This window comes from Amnibacterium sp. (assembly GCF_036559085.1).
In the GTDB taxonomy this organism is placed as follows: domain Bacteria; phylum Actinomycetota; class Actinomycetes; order Actinomycetales; family Microbacteriaceae; genus Amnibacterium.
In genome coordinates, this window is record NZ_DATBTU010000023.1 from 1 (window position 1) to 16227 (window position 16227).

Genomic DNA, 16227 nt, shown 5'->3' on the forward strand with positions numbered 1-16227 from the left:
CACGAGACCGCAAAGCCCCGGGCACATCGGATGCGACCAGCCACCCCGGGAAAAGGAGTGGACCAGACGCGAGTTCGAACCAGACTGATGGATGTCTACTGACAATCCGTTCAATCCAAAGGAATCTCAACGACCGAAAAAACGGCCGACGAGGTTTATTGGCATTGACAATTGTGCACGCTGTTGAGTTCTCAAGGATCGGCCGCACATCACCCGCCGGACTCGCGTCCGCCGACCTGAGGCGATCGATGCCCGGGTCCTGCACCTTCGTCCGAGGCTTCGAGAGCCTCAGGCGCTGTGCTGGAGAGGGGCGGTCCCCGCTTGAGGTGGGAGAGCTTCGCTCATCCGAACCTTTGGGGGAACGAGGGAAGACATTACGTGCGTCCGGCGGCCGGTGCAAGCGCAGCGGACACCTCGGGCGTGTCGCCCGCGGCGGCCCGTCAGGCGGGCCGGACCACGGCCGCGAGGGTGCGCTTCCCGCGCCGCAGGACCGCGAACCGGTCGTGCAGCAGCGGGCCGAGCACGGCCTCCGCGTCGGTCACCCGTTCGTTGTCCACGTACACGCCGCCCTGGGCGATCGCCCGACGCGACTCCCCTGCGGATGCCGTCAGGCCGGTGGCGACCAGCAGCCCGGCGATCGCATCCCCCGGCGCCGCGTCGACCGTCGGCAGCTCCGCCAGCGCGGCCTCGAGCATCGCCGGCGGCAGCGACGCGAGGTCACCGGATCCGAAGAGCGCGGCCGATGCGTCACGGGCGGCGTCGGCCGCCTCGTCACCGTGGACGAGCGCCGTCACCTCCCACGCCAGCCGGCGCTGCGCCTCCCTGGCGCCCGGCCGATCGCGGACCGACTCCGCGAGCGCCTCGATCTCCGCCCGCGTCAGGAACGTGAACACCTTCAGGCGTCCGACCACGTCGGCATCGGCGGTGTTGAGCCAGAACTGGAAGAACGCGTACGGCGTCGTCGACTCGGGGTCGAGCCAGATCGCCGTCCCCTCGCTCTTGCTGAACTTCCGCCCGTCGCTGTTCGTGATCAGCGGGGTGCCGATGGCGTGCACCGAGACGCCTTCGACCCGGTGGATGAGGTCGATCCCGCTGGTGAGGTTGCCCCACTGGTCGCTGCCGCCGGTCTGCAGCGTGCAGCCGTGCTTCCGGTAGAGCTCGAGGAAGTCGAAGCCCTGCAGGATCTGGTAGCTGAACTCGGTGTAGCTGATGCCCGCGTCGGAGTTGAGCCGGGCGGCGACCGCGTCCTTCTTCAGCATCGTGCCGACGCGGTAGTGCTTCCCGATGTCCCGCAGGAAGTCGATCGCCGACAGCCCGGCCGTCCAGTCGAGGTTGTTCACCATCCGGGCGGGCGCCGGTCCCTCGAAGTCGAGGAAGCGCCCCACCTGCCCGGTGAGCCGCTCGACCCAGGCCGCGACCGTCTCGCGGCTGTTGAGCGTGCGTTCGGCGCTCGGGCGTGGGTCGCCGATGAGCCCCGTGGATCCCCCGACCAGGCCGATCGGCGGATGCCCCGCGAGCTGCAGGCGCCGGAGGACGAGGAGCTGGGTGAGGTGCCCGAGGTGGAGGCTGGGGGCCGTGGGATCGAAGCCGCAGTACGCGGTGACCTGGCCGGTCGCCAAGGCGGCGGCCAGGGCCTCCGGGTCGGTCGAGACGTGGACGAGCCCGCGCCACGTGAGCTCGTCCCAGATCGTCGGGAACTCGCGGTCGTTGCGCTGGCGCGCGAGGGCTTGCGTCGGCACCTCGCCACGCTAGCAGCGGCCCCCGCCCCCATCGGATCAATCCGCTGGGCTTGATGTTCCGATATCAAGTCGCTAGGCTTGAAGGATGTTCGTGCTGACGGTCGACCAGGTCGACAGCCGTGGCACGGGTGACCGCGTCGCCGCGCTGCTGCCCACGCTTGCGGACCGATGGGGATCCCGGATCCTCCTCGGTCCCGACCGGACCGCGGGCGACGAGTTCCAGCTCGTCGTCGGCCCCGCCGATGCGGCTCTCGGCATCGTGCTCCAGCTCACGAGGACCGAGCGGTGGAGCGTCGGGCTCGGGGTCGGCCAGGTCTCCGACCCGCTGCCGGCCACGACCCGGGAGGCGGCGGGCGGGGCGTTCGTCGCGGCGCGCACCGCGGTCGACCGCGCGAAGCGGGCGCCCCACCGGTTCGCGCTCGAGCCCGATCGGGAGGCGGCCGCCGAGGAGGCGGGCGACGTCGAGGCGCTGGCCGACCTCCTGCTCGAGGTGCGCGCCCGCCGGTCGGCGGAGGGCTGGGCCGTCGCGGACCGCCTGGGCGGGGAGACGACGCAGGTCGCGGTCGCCCACGAGCTCGGGATCACGCCGCAGGCCGTCAGCCTCCGCGCGCGGGCCGCCGGGGTGCGGCTCGAGTCGCGGGCGCTGCCCGCCCTCGTCCGCGCGCTCGAACGGCTCGACGGACCCCCCGCCTAGGCTGTCCCGGTGAACGCATCCGGCCCCCTGCTCGCGCTCGCGGTGGTCGGCTGGAGCCTCCTCACCCTGCTGGTCGTCGCGGCGGCGGTGGCGGCCGTGCTCGCCCGCCGCAGCCGACGGACCGCCGTGCTGTCCGCCGCGGTCGGGCTGACGGTGCTCGCCCTGATCGTCGCGGCCCTCCCGCCGTCCGGCGCGCCCGCCGCGTTCGCGACGGCGATCACGCTCGCCGCGCTGGTGATCGCGGTCGCCGGCGGCAGCCCCGTGACCCGCGCCGTGCTCGACCGGGTCACCTTCGACGAGCCGGAGGGCGCGCACGGCGGCCTGCTCGCCTCCGACGGACGCGAGCTGCTCCGCGGCGGCGAGGTCATCGGCCTGCTGGAGCGGTTCGCGGTGGCGGGCGCGATCATCGCCGGCTTCCCGGACGCCCTCGCCGTCGTCATCGCCATCAAGGGCGTCGGCCGCTTCACCGAGCTCGAGACCGGTGCGGTGCGGGAGCGCTTCATCGTCGGCACACTCGCCAGCTGGATCTGGGCCGCGGCCGCTGCCGGCATCGTGCTGCTGGTGCGATGAGGTGGTCCCGATGACCGCGACCGCGGGGCCCGTCACCGCGCGCGCGGCGCTCGTCGCGGCTCCCGTCGGAGTCGCGCGGCGCCGTCGGCGGGGCCGGTCCATCCGCACCGGGATCCAGGCGGCGATCATCCTCCTCTGGTGCCTCGGGCCGGTGTACTGGCTGCTCGTCGGCGCCTTCCGGGACCCGGGCGACACCTTCGAGCTCACCCTGCTGCCGACGCATCCGACCCTCGAGAACTTCGCGGTCGCCCTCGAGCCCGACAACTTCCTGGTGCGCGGCCTCGTCAACAGCACCCTGATCAGCGGCGTCGTCACCGCGGTGTCGCTGCTCATCGGCGCGACGGCCGCCTACAGCCTCGCCCGATGGCGGTTCCGGGGCCAGAACCTGCTGCTCGGCGCCCTGCTGGCGGCGTCGATGCTGCCGGGCGCCTCGCTCGCCACGCCGCTCTACGGGGTGTACGCCGCGCTGAACTGGTCGTACTCCTATCTCGCGATCGGCCTGCCGTACCTGGCGCTCAGCCTCCCGCTCACCGTCTTCGTGCTGCAGTCGTTCTTCCAGGGCCTGCCGTGGGAGCTCGAGGACGCCGCCCGGGTGGACGGCTGCACGCGGGCGCAGGCGTTCCGGCACGTGATCCTGCCGCTCGCGGCGCCGTCGGTGTTCACCGCCGCGATCCTCGCCTTCCTCGCGACCTGGAACGAGTACGTGCTCGCGAGCGTGCTGACCGGCGACCGCACGCGCACCGTGACCGTCGCGATCGGGAACTTCGCCGGCGAGCTCACCGGCTTCACGGTGACGATGGCCGCCGGGGCGATCGTCACCGTGCCGCTGATCGTCCTGGTGCTGCTCTTCCAGAAGCGGATCGTGTCGGGTCTCACCGCGGGCGCCGTCCGCGCCTGACGGCTCAGCCCTCGCCCGGTGCGCGGCGGCGGGGCACCGACGGCCGGTAGGGCGAGACCGTCGGATCGCCGTCCAGCCAGAGCCGCCACGGGAAGCGCCCGCCGTCGCCGCCGGCACCGCTCACACCGGTGCGCGGTCCCCGTGCGACCGGGCCCGCAGGCGCGGCGGAGAGCTCGAGCACGAAGTCGCCCGCCGGATCGAGCAGGTCGGCACCGCCGTCGGCGAGCGTGATCCCGAGCGCCGTCGCGAGCCGGGCCGGGCCGCGCGCGAGGTCCCTGTGGCGTGCGCCGCGCCGTCGCTGCACGGCGAGGTCCTCCCCCGCCACCACCTCGCCGCCGCGCAGCAGGATCCCCGCCGCCCGCCCCTCGGGCAGGCAGACCACGTTCGCGCAGGTGTGCATCCCGTAGGTGAAGTAGGTGTACAGGTGCCCAGCAGGCCCGAACATCACCGCGTTGCGCGCCGTGCGCCCGCGGTGCGCGTGCGAGCCGGGGTCCTCCCCCTCGCCGGAGTACGCCTCGACCTCGGTGAGGCGCAGGGTCACGTCGCCCTCCGCCGTGCGGTGGGTCAGCAGCGCGCCGAGCAGCCGGGGCGCGACCTCGAGCACCGGCGCCTCGAACACGGCCCGCGGGATCAGAAGAGGTGCCCCAGGGCCGAGGCCCAGACGATGCCGCCGATCACGACGACGACCGCGACGACGACGATCACCGGGATGATCCACGGATGCGCGGACTCGCGCCGCTCCGGCTTCGTCTTCGCGGGCGGCAGGAAGCGCCGGCGGTCAGCCATCGATCGCCCGTCGGAGGACGCGGACCCGCTCGGTGAGCCTCGTGAGCTGCTGGCGGACGCGGTCGGGCGCGGTGCCGCTGACCCCGGTGCGCGACGCCACGGACCCCTCGACCGTGAGGACCTCCCGCACCTGGGGGGTGAGCCGCGGCGAGACGGCGGCCAGGTCGTCGTCGGACAGCTCGTCGAGCCCGATCCCCCGCTGCTCGGCGGCCCGCACCAGCGCGCCGGTGACCTCGTGGGCGTCACGGAACGGGAGGCCCTGCTTCACGAGCCACTCCGCCACGTCCGTCGCGAGCGAGTAGCCCTGCGGCGCCGAGGCGGCCATCGCCGAGGCGTCGAAGCGGAGGGTCGCGACCAGCCCGGTGACCGCGGGCAGCAGCACCTCGAGGGTGGCCACCTGGTCGAAGACGGGCTCCTTGTCCTCCTGCAGATCACGGTTGTAGGCGAGCGGCAGGCCCTTCAAGGTGGTCAGCAGCCCGGTCAGGTCGCCGATCAGCCGGCCGGCCTTGCCGCGGGCGAGCTCGGCGATGTCGGGGTTCTTCTTCTGCGGCATGATCGACGACCCCGTCGACCACGAGTCGTGCAGCGTCGCGAAGCCGACGTCGCGGGTCGACCAGAGGATGACGTCCTCGGCGAGCCGGGAGAGATCGACGCCGATCATCGCGGCGACGAAGGCGAACTCCGCGACCACGTCGCGGGCCGCGGTGCCGTCGATCGAGTTCTCGACGACCCGGTCGAAGCCGAGCACGCGGGCGACGAGCTCGTCGTCGAGCCCGAGGCTCGATCCGGCGAGCGCCCCGGAGCCGTAGGGCGAGGCGTCCGCCCGTCGCTCCCAGTCGGCGAGCCGGTCGAGGTCCCGCACGAGCGGCCAGGCGTGCGCGAGCAGGTGATGCGCGAGCAGCACCGGCTGCGCGTGCTGGAGGTGGGTCCGGCCCGGCAGGATCGCACCGAAGGTCGCATCCGCCTGGCCGGCGAGCGCGTCGACGAGGTCGATCAGCTGCAGCGCGATCACCCGCGCGTGGTCCTTGAGATAGAGCCGGATGAGCGTGGCGATCTGGTCGTTGCGCGACCGGCCGGCGCGCAGGCGGCCGCCGAGCTCCGGCCCGACCTGACGCAGGAGCGCCTCCTCGAGGGCGCCGTGCACGTCCTCGTCCGTGGGCCGGGGCACGAGCGTGCCGTCGGCGACGCGCTCGGCGAGGGCGTCGAGGCCCGCCTGCAACGTCTCGTGGTCGGCCGCGGTCAGGTAGCCGGCCACGGCGAGCGCCTCGGCGTGCGCCTTCGACCCGGCGATGTCGTACGGGGCGAGCACCCAGTCGAAGTCGGTCGAGCGGCTGAGCGCCGCGAGCTCGTCCGAGGGGCCGGCGCTGAACCGGCCGCCCCAGAGCGCGCCCGCGACGGTGCCGTCCGGCTTCGCCATGTCAGGGACGGCCGAGGTCGCGCCGGGCGGAGATCTTGCTCGGCAGGCTCCAGAGCTCGATGAAGCCCTTGGAGAGCGACTGGTCGAACGTGTCGCCGGTGTCGTAGGTGGCGAGCGAGAAGTCGTAGAGGCTCTCGGCGCTGCGGCGGCCGGTGACGACCGCGCTGCCGCCCCAGAGGCGCAGCCGGATGTCGCCGGTCACGTGCTCCTGGCTCTTGTCGACGAACGCGTCGAGCGCCCGCTTCAGCTCGGAGAACCAGAGGCCGTCGTAGACGAGCTGCGCCCACGTGTTCTCGACATCGCGCTTGTACCGGCCGAGGTCGCGCTCGATGGTGAGGTTCTCGAGCTCCTCGTGCGCGGCGATCAGCGCGATGGCGCCCGGCGCCTCGTAGACCTCGCGGCTCTTGATGCCGACGAGGCGGTCCTCGACGATGTCGAGGCGCCCGACGCCGTGGCGGCCGGCGAGCTCGTTCATCCGCTGCACGGCCTGCAGCGGGGTGACCGCCTCGCCGTCGATCGCGGTCGGGACGCCGGCGGTGAAGGTGATCGTCACCTCGTCGGCGTCGCGCGGGACGGTCGGGTCCTCGGTGTAGGCGTAGAGGTCCTCGATCGGGCCGTTCCAGGGGTCCTCGAGGAACCCGGTCTCGACCGCCCGGCCCCACACGTTCTGGTCGATCGAGTAGGGGCTCTTCTTCGACTGCTGGATCGGCAGCCCGTGCTCCTCCGCGTAGACGATCGCCTTGTCGCGGGTGAGCGCGAGGTCGCGGACCGGCGCGATGGACGTCAGCTCCGGCGCGATCGCGGCGACCGCCGCCTCGAAGCGCACCTGGTCGTTGCCCTTGCCGGTGCAGCCGTGGGCCACCGAGTCGGCGCCGAGCTCGAGGGCGGTGCGCGCGAGGTGCCGGGCGATCAGCGGGCGCGAGAGCGCGGAGACGAGCGGGTAGCGCTTCTGGTACAGCGCGTTCGTCTTCAGCGCCGGCATCAGGAACTCGTCCGCGAACTCGTCCTTCGCATCGACGACGACCGCGTCGACCGCGCCGCAGTCGAGGGCACGCTGCCGGATGTCGGCCATGTCCTCGCCGCCCTGGCCCACGTCGACCGCGAGAGCCACCACGTCCTTGCCGGTGGCGTCCTTCAGCCAGCCGATGCCGACGGAGGTGTCGAGACCTCCCGAGTAGGCGAGCACGACCCGATCCGCCACGCGACTCCCTCCGAGTGCTGCAAGTGGCCTCCAGCCTATCGAGGCCGCGGAGTCAGGCCTTCAGGAGCCAGGCGAGCAGCGCCTTCTGGGCATGCAGGCGGTTCTCCGCCTCGTCCCAGATCGCGGACTGCGGTCCGTCGATGACCTCGGGCGCCACCTCGTAGCCGCGGTCGGCCGGCAGGCAGTGCAGGAAGATCGCGTCGTCGGCGGCCTCGGCCATCAGCGCCTCGGTCACCTTGTACGTGGCGAGGGCGGCGACCCGCTGCTCCTTCTCGTCCTCGCGGCCCATCGACACCCACGTGTCGGTGACGACCACGTCCGCGCCGCGGACGGCGTCGGACGGATCGTGGGTGAGCGTCACCGAGCCGCCCGTGCCGGCCGCGATCCGCTCGGCGTCGGCGACGACCTCCGGATGCGGCGGGTACTGCTCGGGGAACCCGATGCGCACGTGCATGCCCGCGGTCGTGCAGGCGAGCAGGTAGCTGTGCACCATGTTGTCCGCGCCGTCGCCGACGAAGGCGACGGTGAGGCCCTTCAGCCGCCCCTTGTGCTCCTGGATCGTGAGCAGGTCGGCGAGCAGCTGGCACGGGTGGAAGTCGTCCGACAGGGCGTTGATCACGGGCACGGTCGTGCCGGCGGCCATCTCGTCGAGGCCCGCCTGGGCATAGGTGCGCCAGACGATGGCCGACACCATCCGCTCGAGCACCCGTGCGGTGTCGGACGGGGTCTCCTTGCCGCCGAGCTGGCTGTTCGCCGTCGAGATGATCAGCGGGCTGCCGCCGAGGTCGGCGATCCCGACCGCGAAGCTCACCCGCGTGCGGGTCGAGGACTTGTCGAAGATGACGGCGACGGTCTGCGGGCCCGCGAGGGGCTTCGCGCCCCAGCGGTCCTGCTTCATCCGGACCGCGAGGTCGAGCACCTCGGCCTGCTCGGCGGGGGTGAGGTCGTCGTCGCGGAGGAAGTGGCGGGTCACGGGTTCTCCAGTCGCGTTCGGCGTCAGCAGGCGGCGAGGGCGGCGCCGAAGCGGTCCGCGAACTCGGCGATCTCGGCGTCGCCGACGATGAGCGGCGGCGCGATGCGGATCGAGGTCGAGTTGATCGCGTTCACGATCAGCCCGCGCTCGAGCGCCGCGTCGGCGATCGGCTGGGCGGCGCCCTCGACGACGCCGATCCCGAGGAGCAGCCCCCGGCCGCGCACCTCGGTGACGAGCGACGATCCCATCCCGAGCACGGCGTCCCGGATCTGCGGGCCCCGGCGTGCGGCGTTGCCGAGCAGATCCCTCGTCTCGATCTCCTCGAGCACCGCGTTCGCGACGGTCGTCGAGAACGGGTTGCCGCCGAACGTGCTGCCGTGGTCGCCGCGCTGGAACAGGGAGCTCGCCCGGCCGAAGGTGACGAGCGCGGACAGCGGCACGCCGCCCGCGATGCCCTTCGCGATCGTCACCGCGTCGGGCACGATCCCGGCGTGCTGGTAGTCGAACCAGGCACCGGTGCGGCCGACCCCGGTCTGGATCTCGTCGACGATCAGCAGCGCGCCGTGGCGCTCCGTGAGCCGCCGCGCCGCCGCGAGGTAACCCTCCGGCAGCGGCACGACGCCGGTCTCGCCCTTGATCGGCTCGACGATCAGCGCCGCCACGTCGTCGCGCATCGCGACCTCGAGCGCCTCCACCGTCGAATCGAGGTGCTCCACGCCGGGCACCATCGGCTCGAAGGCCTGCTGCAGCGCGGGCTTGCCGGTGAGGGCGAGGGCCCCCATCGTGCGGCCGTGGAAGGCGTTCTTCAGCGCGAGGATGCGGGTGCGGCCGCCGTTGCGGCGGGCGAGCTTGAACGCCGCCTCGTTCGCCTCGGCGCCGGAGTTGCCGAAGTAGACGCGGCCGCCCTCCCCCGCCCCGGTGATCCGCTTCAGGCGCTCGGCGAGCTCGAGCTGCGACGGCGTCGTGAAGTAGTTCGAGACGTGCACGAGCGTCGCTGCCTGGCTCGACGCCGCGGCGACGACCACCGGATGCGCGTGGCCGAGCGAGTTCACCGCGATGCCGCCGAGGAAGTCGAGGTAGGCGGTGCCCTCGTCGTCCCACACCCAGCAGCCCTCGCCGCGCACCAGCAGCCGGAGCGCGGGCGCGTAGCTCGCCATCAGATCGTCGGCCTGGCGCTCCCGCCAGTCCCGCGTCGTCGTATCCGTCGTCGTGTCCGTCATCCCGGTACCACCTCCGTGCCGATCCCGGCGCCCGTGAAGATCTCGAGGAGGACCGAGTGGGGCACCCGGCCGTCGATGATCGCCGCCTTCGGCACCCCGCCTGCGACCGCCTCGAGGCAGGCGGTCATCTTGGGGATCATGCCGGATTCGAGCGACGGCAGCATCGCCGTCAGCTCCGCGGTGGTGAGCGAGCCGAGGATGCGGTCCCGGCGGGGCCAGTCGGCGTAGAGGCCGGGGACGTCGGTGAGCACGACGAGCTTCGCGGCGCCGAGCGCGACCGCGAGCGCCGCTGCGGCGCTGTCCGCGTTCACGTTCAGGGAGGCGCCGGGGTCGTCGAGGTCGGGCGCGATGGTCGAGACCACGGGGATGCCGCCGGCCTCGATCTGGGCGAGCACGGCCGCGGGGTCGACCTCGACGACGTCGCCGACCTGGCCGAGGTCGACCTCGACGCCGTCGACGAGCGCGGTGCGGCGCCGGCCGCCGAAGAGCCCCGCGTCCTCGCCGGAGATCGCGGCGGCGAGCGGGCCGTGCCGGTTGATCGCCCCGACGAGGTCGCGGCCCACCTGGCCGGTCAGCACCATCCGCACGACGTCCATCACCTCGGGCGTCGTCACGCGGTAGCCGCCACGGAACTCGCTCTCGATGCCGAGCCGGTCGAGCATCGCTGAGATCTGCGGGCCGCCGCCGTGCACGACCACGGGTCGTACCCCGACGGTGCGGAGGTAGACGACGTCCTCGGCGAACGACGCGATCAGGGCGTCGTCGACCATCGCGTTGCCACCGAACTTCACGACGACGATCCGGCCCGCGTAGCTCGTGATCCAGGGCAGCGACTCGATCAGCACGGCCGCCTTCGCGGCGGCGGCGTCCGAGACCGACTCGTCGACGGCGCGCACCTCAGGAGGCATACGCGCTGTTCTCGTGCACGTAGTCGTGGGTGAGGTCGTTCGTCCGGATCGTCGCCGACTCGTCGCCCGCGTGCAGGTCGATGACGACGTGCACCGCGCGCGCCGTCAGGTCGACGAGGTCGCGCGGCTGGTCGGGCTGGCCCTGCGCGCAGACGCGCACGCCGTTCATGGTGACGTCGATGCCGAAGGGGTCGAAGTCGGCGCCGGTGGTGCCGACGGCGGCGAGCACCCGGCCCCAGTTGGGGTCGTTGCCGAAGACGGCGGCCTTGAAGAGGTTGCTGCGCGCGACGGCGCGGGACACCTCGACGGCGTCCTCCTCGCTCGCGGCGTGCACCGTCTCGATCGCGATGTCGTGGCTCGCGCCCTCCGCGTCGGACTGCAGCTGCAGCGCGAGGTCGAGGCACACGTCGGCGAGGCGCTTCGTGAACGAGGCGAGGTCGGGCGTGACGCCGGAGGCGCCGGAGGCGAGCAGGGTGACCTGGTCGTTGGTCGACATGCAGCCGTCGGAGTCGAGCCGGTCGAAGGTCACCCGGGTGGCGGTGCGGAGGGCCGCGTCGAGGTCCGCCGACTCGAGGTCGGCATCCGTCGTGATCACGACGAGCATCGTGGCGAGGCCGGGGGCGAGCATGCCGGCGCCCTTCGCCATGCCGCCGATCGTGTAGCCGTCGCCGGCGGAGACCGCCTGCTTCGGCCGGGTGTCGGTCGTCATGATCGCGCGGGCCGCCGCGTCGCCGCCCTGCGCCGTCAGCGCGCCGACCGCGAGGCCGACCCCGTCGACCATCCTCGTGGTGTCGAGCTGCTCGCCGATGAGGCCCGTCGAGCAGACGAGCACGTCGCCGGCGGAGAGCCCGAGCGCCTCCCCGGCCGCCTCCGCGGTGGCGTGCACGGTCTGGAAGCCGAGCACGCCGGTGTAGCAGTTGGCGCCGCCGGAGTTCAGGACGATCGCCGAGACGACGCCGTCGCGGATGACCTGCTTGCTCCACATGATCGGGTTCGCGGTGCAGCGGTTCGACGTGAAGACCGCTGCGGCGGATGCGGACGGGCCGCGGTTGACGACGAGGGCGAGATCCGGGCCCTCACCGGAGCGGAGGCCGGCGACGACCCCCGCGGCCTCGAACCCGGCTGCTGCTGTGACGCTCACGGTGCGACTCCATCGATGGGGAGCCCGGCGGCCTCGTCGAGGCCGAGGGCGATGTTCGCGGACTGGATCGCGGCGCCGGCGGTGCCCTTCACCAGGTTGTCGATCGCCGCGACGACGACGAGCCGCCCGGCGGCGGCGTCCGCGCCGAGGCCGAGGGCGATCGCGTTGGAGCCGATCACGTGCTGCACCGCGGGGAAGCCTCCCTGCGGGAGCAGGCGGACGAAGCGCTCGTCGCCGTAGGCCGCCTCGTACGCCCTGCGGATCGCGTCGGCGGTGGCGCCGGGCGCGAGCCTGGCCGTGCAGGTGGCGAGGATGCCCCGCGACATCGGCACGAGGACCGGGGTGAAGGAGAGGGTGCCGGCGACCCCGCCCGCGTGGCGGAGGGCCTGCAGCACCTCGGGCACGTGCCGATGCGTGCCGCCGACGGCGTAGGCGTGCGCGGAGCCGAGCAGCTCGGATGCGAGCAGATCGGTGCGAAGCGTGCGGCCCGCGCCGGAGGGGCCGACGGCGAGCACGGCGACGAGGTCCGCCGGTTCGACGAGCCCGGCCGCGACCGCCGGTGCGAGGGCGAGGGCCACGGTGGAGGCGTTGCAGCCCGGGGCGGCGATGCGGCGGACGCCGCGCAGCTGCTCGCGCTGCTTGCCGTCCTGGGTGAGCAGCTCGGGCACCCCGTACGCCCAGGCGCCGTGCCACTGCCCGGGATAGAACGCTCTCCAGTCGGCCTCGGACTCGAGCCGGTGGTCGGCGCCCGCGTCCACGACGAGCACGTCGTCGCCGAGCGCCTCGGCGAGCGCCCCGGAGGCGCCGTGCGGCAGCGCGAGGAAGACCACGTCGTGGCCGGCGAGCACCTCGGGCGTGGTGTCCTGCAGCACGAGACGGCCGGCGGATGCGAGGTGCGGCTGCACCTCGCCGAGCCGCTTGCCGACGCTCCCGTGCCCGGTGACCGTGAGGACCTCGAGGTCCGGATGCCCGGCGAGCAGGCGCACGACCTCGCCGCCGGCGTAGCCGCTCGCACCGGCGACCGCGACCGACAGGACCATCCGCCAAGCCTACCCAGGGCGGCTGGAGCCTCCTCCCGGCGCCCGCTCGGCCGCCTCGCGGCCGGCTACTCGCGGATGGCGGCGCCGGTGCGGCTCGCCGCGAGCGCGGCGCCCCGCTCCTTGGCGGCCGTCGCCTCGGCTGCGGTCAGCGTGCGGTCGTCGGCGCGGAACCGCAGGGCGAAGGTCAGCGACTTGGTCCCGTCCGGCAGGCCGCTGCCGCGGTAGTCGTCGACGAGCGCGACGGATTCGAGCAGCTCGCCGGCGCCCTCCCGCACCGCCGCCAGCACCTCGGCCGCAGGCACCGGCACCCCGACCACGAGGGAGAGGTCCTGGGTCGCCGCGGGCATGGCCGAGATCGGCCGCACGTCGATCGCGGCGGGCGCCGCCGCGATCAGGGCGTCGAGGTCGATCTCCACCGCCGCCACGCGACCGGGGACGTCGTCGGTGAGCTGCGGGTGCAGCTCTCCCGCGACGCCGACCACGGTCCCGCCGACGAGCAGCTCGGCCGTGCGCCCGGGGTGGAAGCCCGACGCAGTGGCCTGCCGCCGGTCGAGCACCGCACCGACCGCCGCGCCGATCGCGACGGCGGCCTCGATCGCATCCGTCCAGTCGGTGGGCACGGGCGGCTGTCCCGGCTGCTTCGGCACGCGCTCGCCGAGCAGCACGACGCCGACGTGGGTCGGCTGCGGGGGCAGGTCGTCACGGAGGCGCGCGAGCAGCTCCGTCGCCGGCCGCTGCCCGATGGGCGGGAGCTCGGCGGTGCCGTACGAGGCGCCGTCGACGGGCAGGAAGACCGCGCCGGCCTCGAAGAGCGCGAGGTCCGTGAGCCCTCGGCCGCGGTTGCGGCGGGCGGCCGCCAGCAGGCCGGGCAGCACGCTGCGCCGCAGCAGCGGCGCGGTGCCGTCGAGCGGGTTGGCGATCCGCATCGACGGCCCGGGCGCGAAGGCGTCCTGCTCCGCGGTCGAGACGAGCGGGTAGGACTGCACCTCGACCGCGCCGTTGGCCGCCAGCACGGTGCCGACGGCGCGGCTGAGCCGCTGGGCGCGGGTGAGGCCACGGCCGGGCGGGGCCACGGGCAGCACCGAGGGGATGCGGTCGTAGCCGACGACACGGACGACCTCCTCGGTGAGGTCCGCGGTCTCCTTGAGGTCGGCGCGCCAGCTCGGCGGCGTGACGACGAGGCCGCCGTCGACGGGCTCGAGCACGCAGCCGAGCGCGATGAGCGCGGCGCGCGTCTCCTCCTCCGAGATCGACGCGCCGGTGCGTCCGAGCACCGCGCCGTCCGGCAGCACGACCGGCGGGAGGGGCTCGGCGGTGTCGAGCCAGGTCTGTCCCGGGTCGGCGGTGCCGCCGGCGAGCTCGACGAGCAGCTGGACGGCCCGTTCCGCGGCGGCGGGGGCGACGGCCGGGTCGACGCCGCGCTCGAAGCGGCGGCTCGCCTCGCTCGGCAACCGGTGCCGGCGGGCGGTGCGGCCGATCGACACGGGGTCGAAGTTCGCCGCCTCGATCACGACGTCGCGGCTCGATGCGGAGAGCTCGGTCCGCGCGCCGCCCATGACGCCGGCGAGGCCGACGGCACCGCTGCCGTCCGCGATGACGAGGTCCTCGGGGTCGAGCGTGCGCTCCTGGTCGTCGAGGGTGACGAGCCGCTCGCCCGGCTTCGCACGCCGGACGACGAGGCCGCCGTCGAGGCGGGCGAGGTCGTAGCCGTGCAGGGGCTGGCCGAGCTCGAGCATCACGTAGTTCGTGATGTCGACGGGCAGGGAGATCGAGCGGATGCCGGCGAGGCGCAGGCGTGCGGCGAGCCAGCCGGGCACCGGTGCCGCCGCATCGATGCCGCGGACCACCCGGGTGACGAACACGGAGCAGCCCGAGCGGCCGCGGATCGGCGCGGCGTCGTCGACGGTCACGCCGACCGCGCCGGTGTCCCGGTCGCCGGGCGGCGTCACGGCCTCGGCCGGGTCGCGGAAGGTGGCGCCGGTCGAGGCGCCGTACTCGCGGGCGATGCCGCGGATCGAGAGGGCGTAGCCGCGGTCGGGCGTCACGTTGATCTCGACGGCGGCGTCGTCGAGGCCGAGCAGCCGGATGGCGTCCGTGCCGACCTCGGGGTCGAGGCCGAGCTCCGTGAGCCGGAGGATGCCCTCGTGCTCGTCGGAGAGGCCGAGCTCACGGGCGGAGGCGATCATGCCGTCCGACACATGCCCGTAGGTCCTGCGCGCGGCGATGGGGAACGGCCCGGGCAGGATCGTGCCCGGCAGGGTCACGACGACCTTGTCGCCGACGAAGAAGTTGCGGGCGCCGCAGACGATGCCGCGCACCGCCTCGCCGCCGTCCGCTGCCTGCTGCCCGTCGGGCGCGACGCGCACGGAGCACCAGCGGATGGTCTTGCCGTTCTTCTGCGGCTCCTCCGCGAGCTCGAGCACCTCGCCGACGACGACGGGACCGGAGAGGTCGCCGCCGTGCACGGTCTCCTCCTCGAAGCCCACCCGCACGAGCGCGGCGTGCAGCGCTTCGGGGGTGGAGTCGGCGGGGAGGTCGGCCCACTCGGCGAGCCAGGACAGCGGGATCCTCATCGGCGGACCAGCCCCCACTGGCGCGCGAAGCGCACGTCGCCCTCGATCATGTCGCGCATGTCCGTCAGCCCCTCCTCGAACTGCAGGGTCCGCTCGATGCCGAGACCGAAGGCGAAGCCCTGGAACTCGTCGGGGTCGAGCCCCGCGGCGCGGAGCACGTTCGGGTGGACCATGCCGCATCCGCCCCACTCGATCCACCGGGCGCCGCCGCGCGCGTTCGGGTGCCAGACGTCCATCTCCGCGGACGGCTCGGTGAACGGGAAGAAGTTGGGACGCAGCCGGATGCGCGCCGCGTCGCCGAACATGAGCCGCGCGAGGTGCTCGAGCGTGCCGCGGAGGTGCGCCATCGTGAGGCCGCGGTCGATCGCGAGGCCCTCGAACTGGTTGAACACCGGCAGGTGCGTGGCGTCGATCTCGTCGGTGCGGTACACGCGGCCGGGCCCGAGGACGTAGAGCGGGGCGCCGCGCTCGAGCAGCGACCGCACCTGCACCGGCGACGTCTGCGTGCGCATCACGAGGTGCGCGCCCTCCGGCTCGACGAAGAGCGTGTCCTGGGGGCTGCGCGCCGGGTGGTCGGGGTCGATGTTCAGGGCGTCGAAGTTGAACCACTCGTGCTCGAGCTCCGGGCCCTCCGCGATCTCCCAGCCCATCGCGATGAAGACGTCCTCGACGTGCTCCCGCACGAGCGTGAGGGGGTGCCGCGCGCCGGGCACGCGGCGCACCGGGGCCGCGGTCACGTCGACCCGCTCGGCCTCGAGGCGCGCGGCGCGCTCGGTCTGCTCGAGCTCCGCCTCGCGGGCGGCGAGCGCCTGGTTGACGCGGCCACGGGCGGCGCCCATCAGCCTGCCGGCGGCGGGCTTGTCGACGGGAGGGAGGTCGCGGATGCCGGCGTTCAGGCGCGCCAGCGGCGAGGACTCGCCGGTGTGCGCGAGCCGCGCGGCCTTCAGCTCGGCGCCGGTCGCGGCCGCCTCGATCGCGGCGAGGGCGTCGGCGACGGCGGACTGCACCGTGGACTCGTCGAGGGCAAGGGCGTTCGACACGGTCAGCAAGTCTAGGGAGCGCGCCGA

The 16227-nt window shown here is 73.7% G+C and carries 15 protein-coding genes; 3 read left to right on the plus strand and 12 right to left on the minus strand.

Annotation, left to right across the window (positions count from 1 at the left end):
- Positions 1-440: 440 nt before the first annotated feature.
- Entirely contained in the window at positions 441-1739 is a 1299-nt protein-coding gene (tyrS, locus tag VIG76_RS03750) for a tyrosine--tRNA ligase (protein ID WP_331951185.1), read from the minus strand.
- Positions 1740-1824: 85 nt separating this feature from the next.
- Between tyrS and VIG76_RS03755 the strand changes: the two genes are divergently transcribed.
- From VIG76_RS03755 to VIG76_RS03765, 3 genes are read left to right on the plus strand one after another with little or no spacing between them, the layout of a single operon-like run.
- On the plus strand, positions 1825-2433 hold the full coding sequence (locus tag VIG76_RS03755; protein WP_331951187.1) for a DNA-binding protein: 609 nt from the start codon (positions 1825-1827) through the stop codon (positions 2431-2433).
- A 9-nt stretch (positions 2434-2442) separates the two neighbouring features.
- Positions 2443-3003 (plus strand): hypothetical protein, encoded by a 561-nt coding sequence (locus tag VIG76_RS03760; RefSeq protein ID WP_331951189.1) that lies wholly within the window; start codon positions 2443-2445, stop codon positions 3001-3003.
- 10 nt (positions 3004-3013) lie between these two features.
- Complete coding sequence (locus tag VIG76_RS03765; protein ID WP_331951191.1) at positions 3014-3901, plus strand: carbohydrate ABC transporter permease; 888 nt, start codon at positions 3014-3016, stop codon at positions 3899-3901.
- A gap of 4 nt (positions 3902-3905) precedes the next feature.
- On the opposite strand, the gene VIG76_RS03770 is transcribed toward VIG76_RS03765, so the two are convergent.
- The 11 genes from VIG76_RS03770 to pheS form a co-directional block, all read right to left on the minus strand.
- Positions 3906-4535 (minus strand): DNA-3-methyladenine glycosylase, encoded by a 630-nt coding sequence (locus tag VIG76_RS03770; protein WP_414640605.1) that lies wholly within the window; start codon positions 4533-4535, stop codon positions 3906-3908.
- On the minus strand, positions 4532-4687 hold the full coding sequence (locus tag VIG76_RS03775; protein WP_331951195.1) for a hypothetical protein: 156 nt from the start codon (positions 4685-4687) through the stop codon (positions 4532-4534). Before VIG76_RS03775 ends, VIG76_RS03770 begins: the two co-directional genes overlap by 4 nt.
- Positions 4680-6104: an argininosuccinate lyase gene (gene argH, locus VIG76_RS03780; protein WP_331951197.1), complete on the minus strand. Its 1425-nt coding sequence runs from the start codon at positions 6102-6104 to the stop codon at positions 4680-4682. Before argH ends, VIG76_RS03775 begins: the two co-directional genes overlap by 8 nt.
- A 1-nt stretch (position 6105) precedes the next feature.
- Positions 6106-7305: an argininosuccinate synthase gene (locus tag VIG76_RS03785; protein WP_331951199.1), complete on the minus strand. Its 1200-nt coding sequence runs from the start codon at positions 7303-7305 to the stop codon at positions 6106-6108.
- 52 nt (positions 7306-7357) lie between these two features.
- A complete protein-coding gene (gene argF / locus VIG76_RS03790) occupies positions 7358-8278 on the minus strand; it encodes an ornithine carbamoyltransferase (RefSeq protein WP_331951201.1) in 921 nt (306 codons plus the stop codon).
- Between the two features lie 23 nt (positions 8279-8301).
- The gene (locus tag VIG76_RS03795; RefSeq protein WP_331951203.1) at positions 8302-9498 is read right to left on the minus strand and encodes an acetylornithine transaminase; all 1197 of its coding nucleotides are present in this window, start codon (positions 9496-9498) and stop codon (positions 8302-8304) included.
- Positions 9495-10406: an acetylglutamate kinase gene (gene argB, locus VIG76_RS03800; RefSeq protein WP_331951205.1), complete on the minus strand. Its 912-nt coding sequence runs from the start codon at positions 10404-10406 to the stop codon at positions 9495-9497. Before argB ends, VIG76_RS03795 begins: the two co-directional genes overlap by 4 nt.
- A complete protein-coding gene (argJ, locus tag VIG76_RS03805; protein ID WP_331951207.1) occupies positions 10396-11547 on the minus strand; it encodes a bifunctional glutamate N-acetyltransferase/amino-acid acetyltransferase ArgJ in 1152 nt (383 codons plus the stop codon). Before argJ ends, argB begins: the two co-directional genes overlap by 11 nt.
- Positions 11544-12587 carry an N-acetyl-gamma-glutamyl-phosphate reductase gene (gene argC / locus VIG76_RS03810; RefSeq protein ID WP_331951209.1) on the minus strand — a complete coding sequence of 348 codons (1044 nt, stop codon included), beginning with the start codon at positions 12585-12587 and terminating at the stop codon, positions 11544-11546. The genes argJ and argC overlap by 4 nt, the downstream gene beginning before the upstream one ends.
- Before the next feature lie 65 nt (positions 12588-12652).
- Complete coding sequence (gene pheT, locus VIG76_RS03815) at positions 12653-15160, minus strand: phenylalanine--tRNA ligase subunit beta (RefSeq protein WP_331951211.1); 2508 nt, start codon at positions 15158-15160, stop codon at positions 12653-12655.
- The gene (pheS, locus tag VIG76_RS03820) at positions 15157-16200 is read right to left on the minus strand and encodes a phenylalanine--tRNA ligase subunit alpha (protein ID WP_414640603.1); all 1044 of its coding nucleotides are present in this window, start codon (positions 16198-16200) and stop codon (positions 15157-15159) included. Before pheS ends, pheT begins: the two co-directional genes overlap by 4 nt.
- Between the last annotated feature and the right edge of the window lie 27 nt (positions 16201-16227).

What these genes read in the sequence shown, in the direction of transcription:
- VIG76_RS03765 (WP_331951191.1), top strand. Translation starts at nt 3,014, where the DNA reads ATGACCGCGACCGCGGGGCCCGTCACCGCGCGCGCGGCGCTCGTCGCG.
- VIG76_RS03795 (WP_331951203.1), bottom strand. Translation starts at nt 9,498, where the DNA reads ATGACGGACACGACGACGGATACGACGACGCGGGACTGGCGGGAGCGC.
- pheT (WP_331951211.1), bottom strand. Translation starts at nt 15,160, where the DNA reads ATGAGGATCCCGCTGTCCTGGCTCGCCGAGTGGGCCGACCTCCCCGCC.
- VIG76_RS03775 (WP_331951195.1), bottom strand. Translation starts at nt 4,687, where the DNA reads ATGGCTGACCGCCGGCGCTTCCTGCCGCCCGCGAAGACGAAGCCGGAG.
- argB (WP_331951205.1), bottom strand. Translation starts at nt 10,406, where the DNA reads ATGCCTCCTGAGGTGCGCGCCGTCGACGAGTCGGTCTCGGACGCCGCC.
- VIG76_RS03755 (WP_331951187.1), top strand. Translation starts at nt 1,825, where the DNA reads ATGTTCGTGCTGACGGTCGACCAGGTCGACAGCCGTGGCACGGGTGAC.
- argC (WP_331951209.1), bottom strand. Translation starts at nt 12,587, where the DNA reads ATGGTCCTGTCGGTCGCGGTCGCCGGTGCGAGCGGCTACGCCGGCGGC.
- argH (WP_331951197.1), bottom strand. Translation starts at nt 6,104, where the DNA reads ATGGCGAAGCCGGACGGCACCGTCGCGGGCGCGCTCTGGGGCGGCCGG.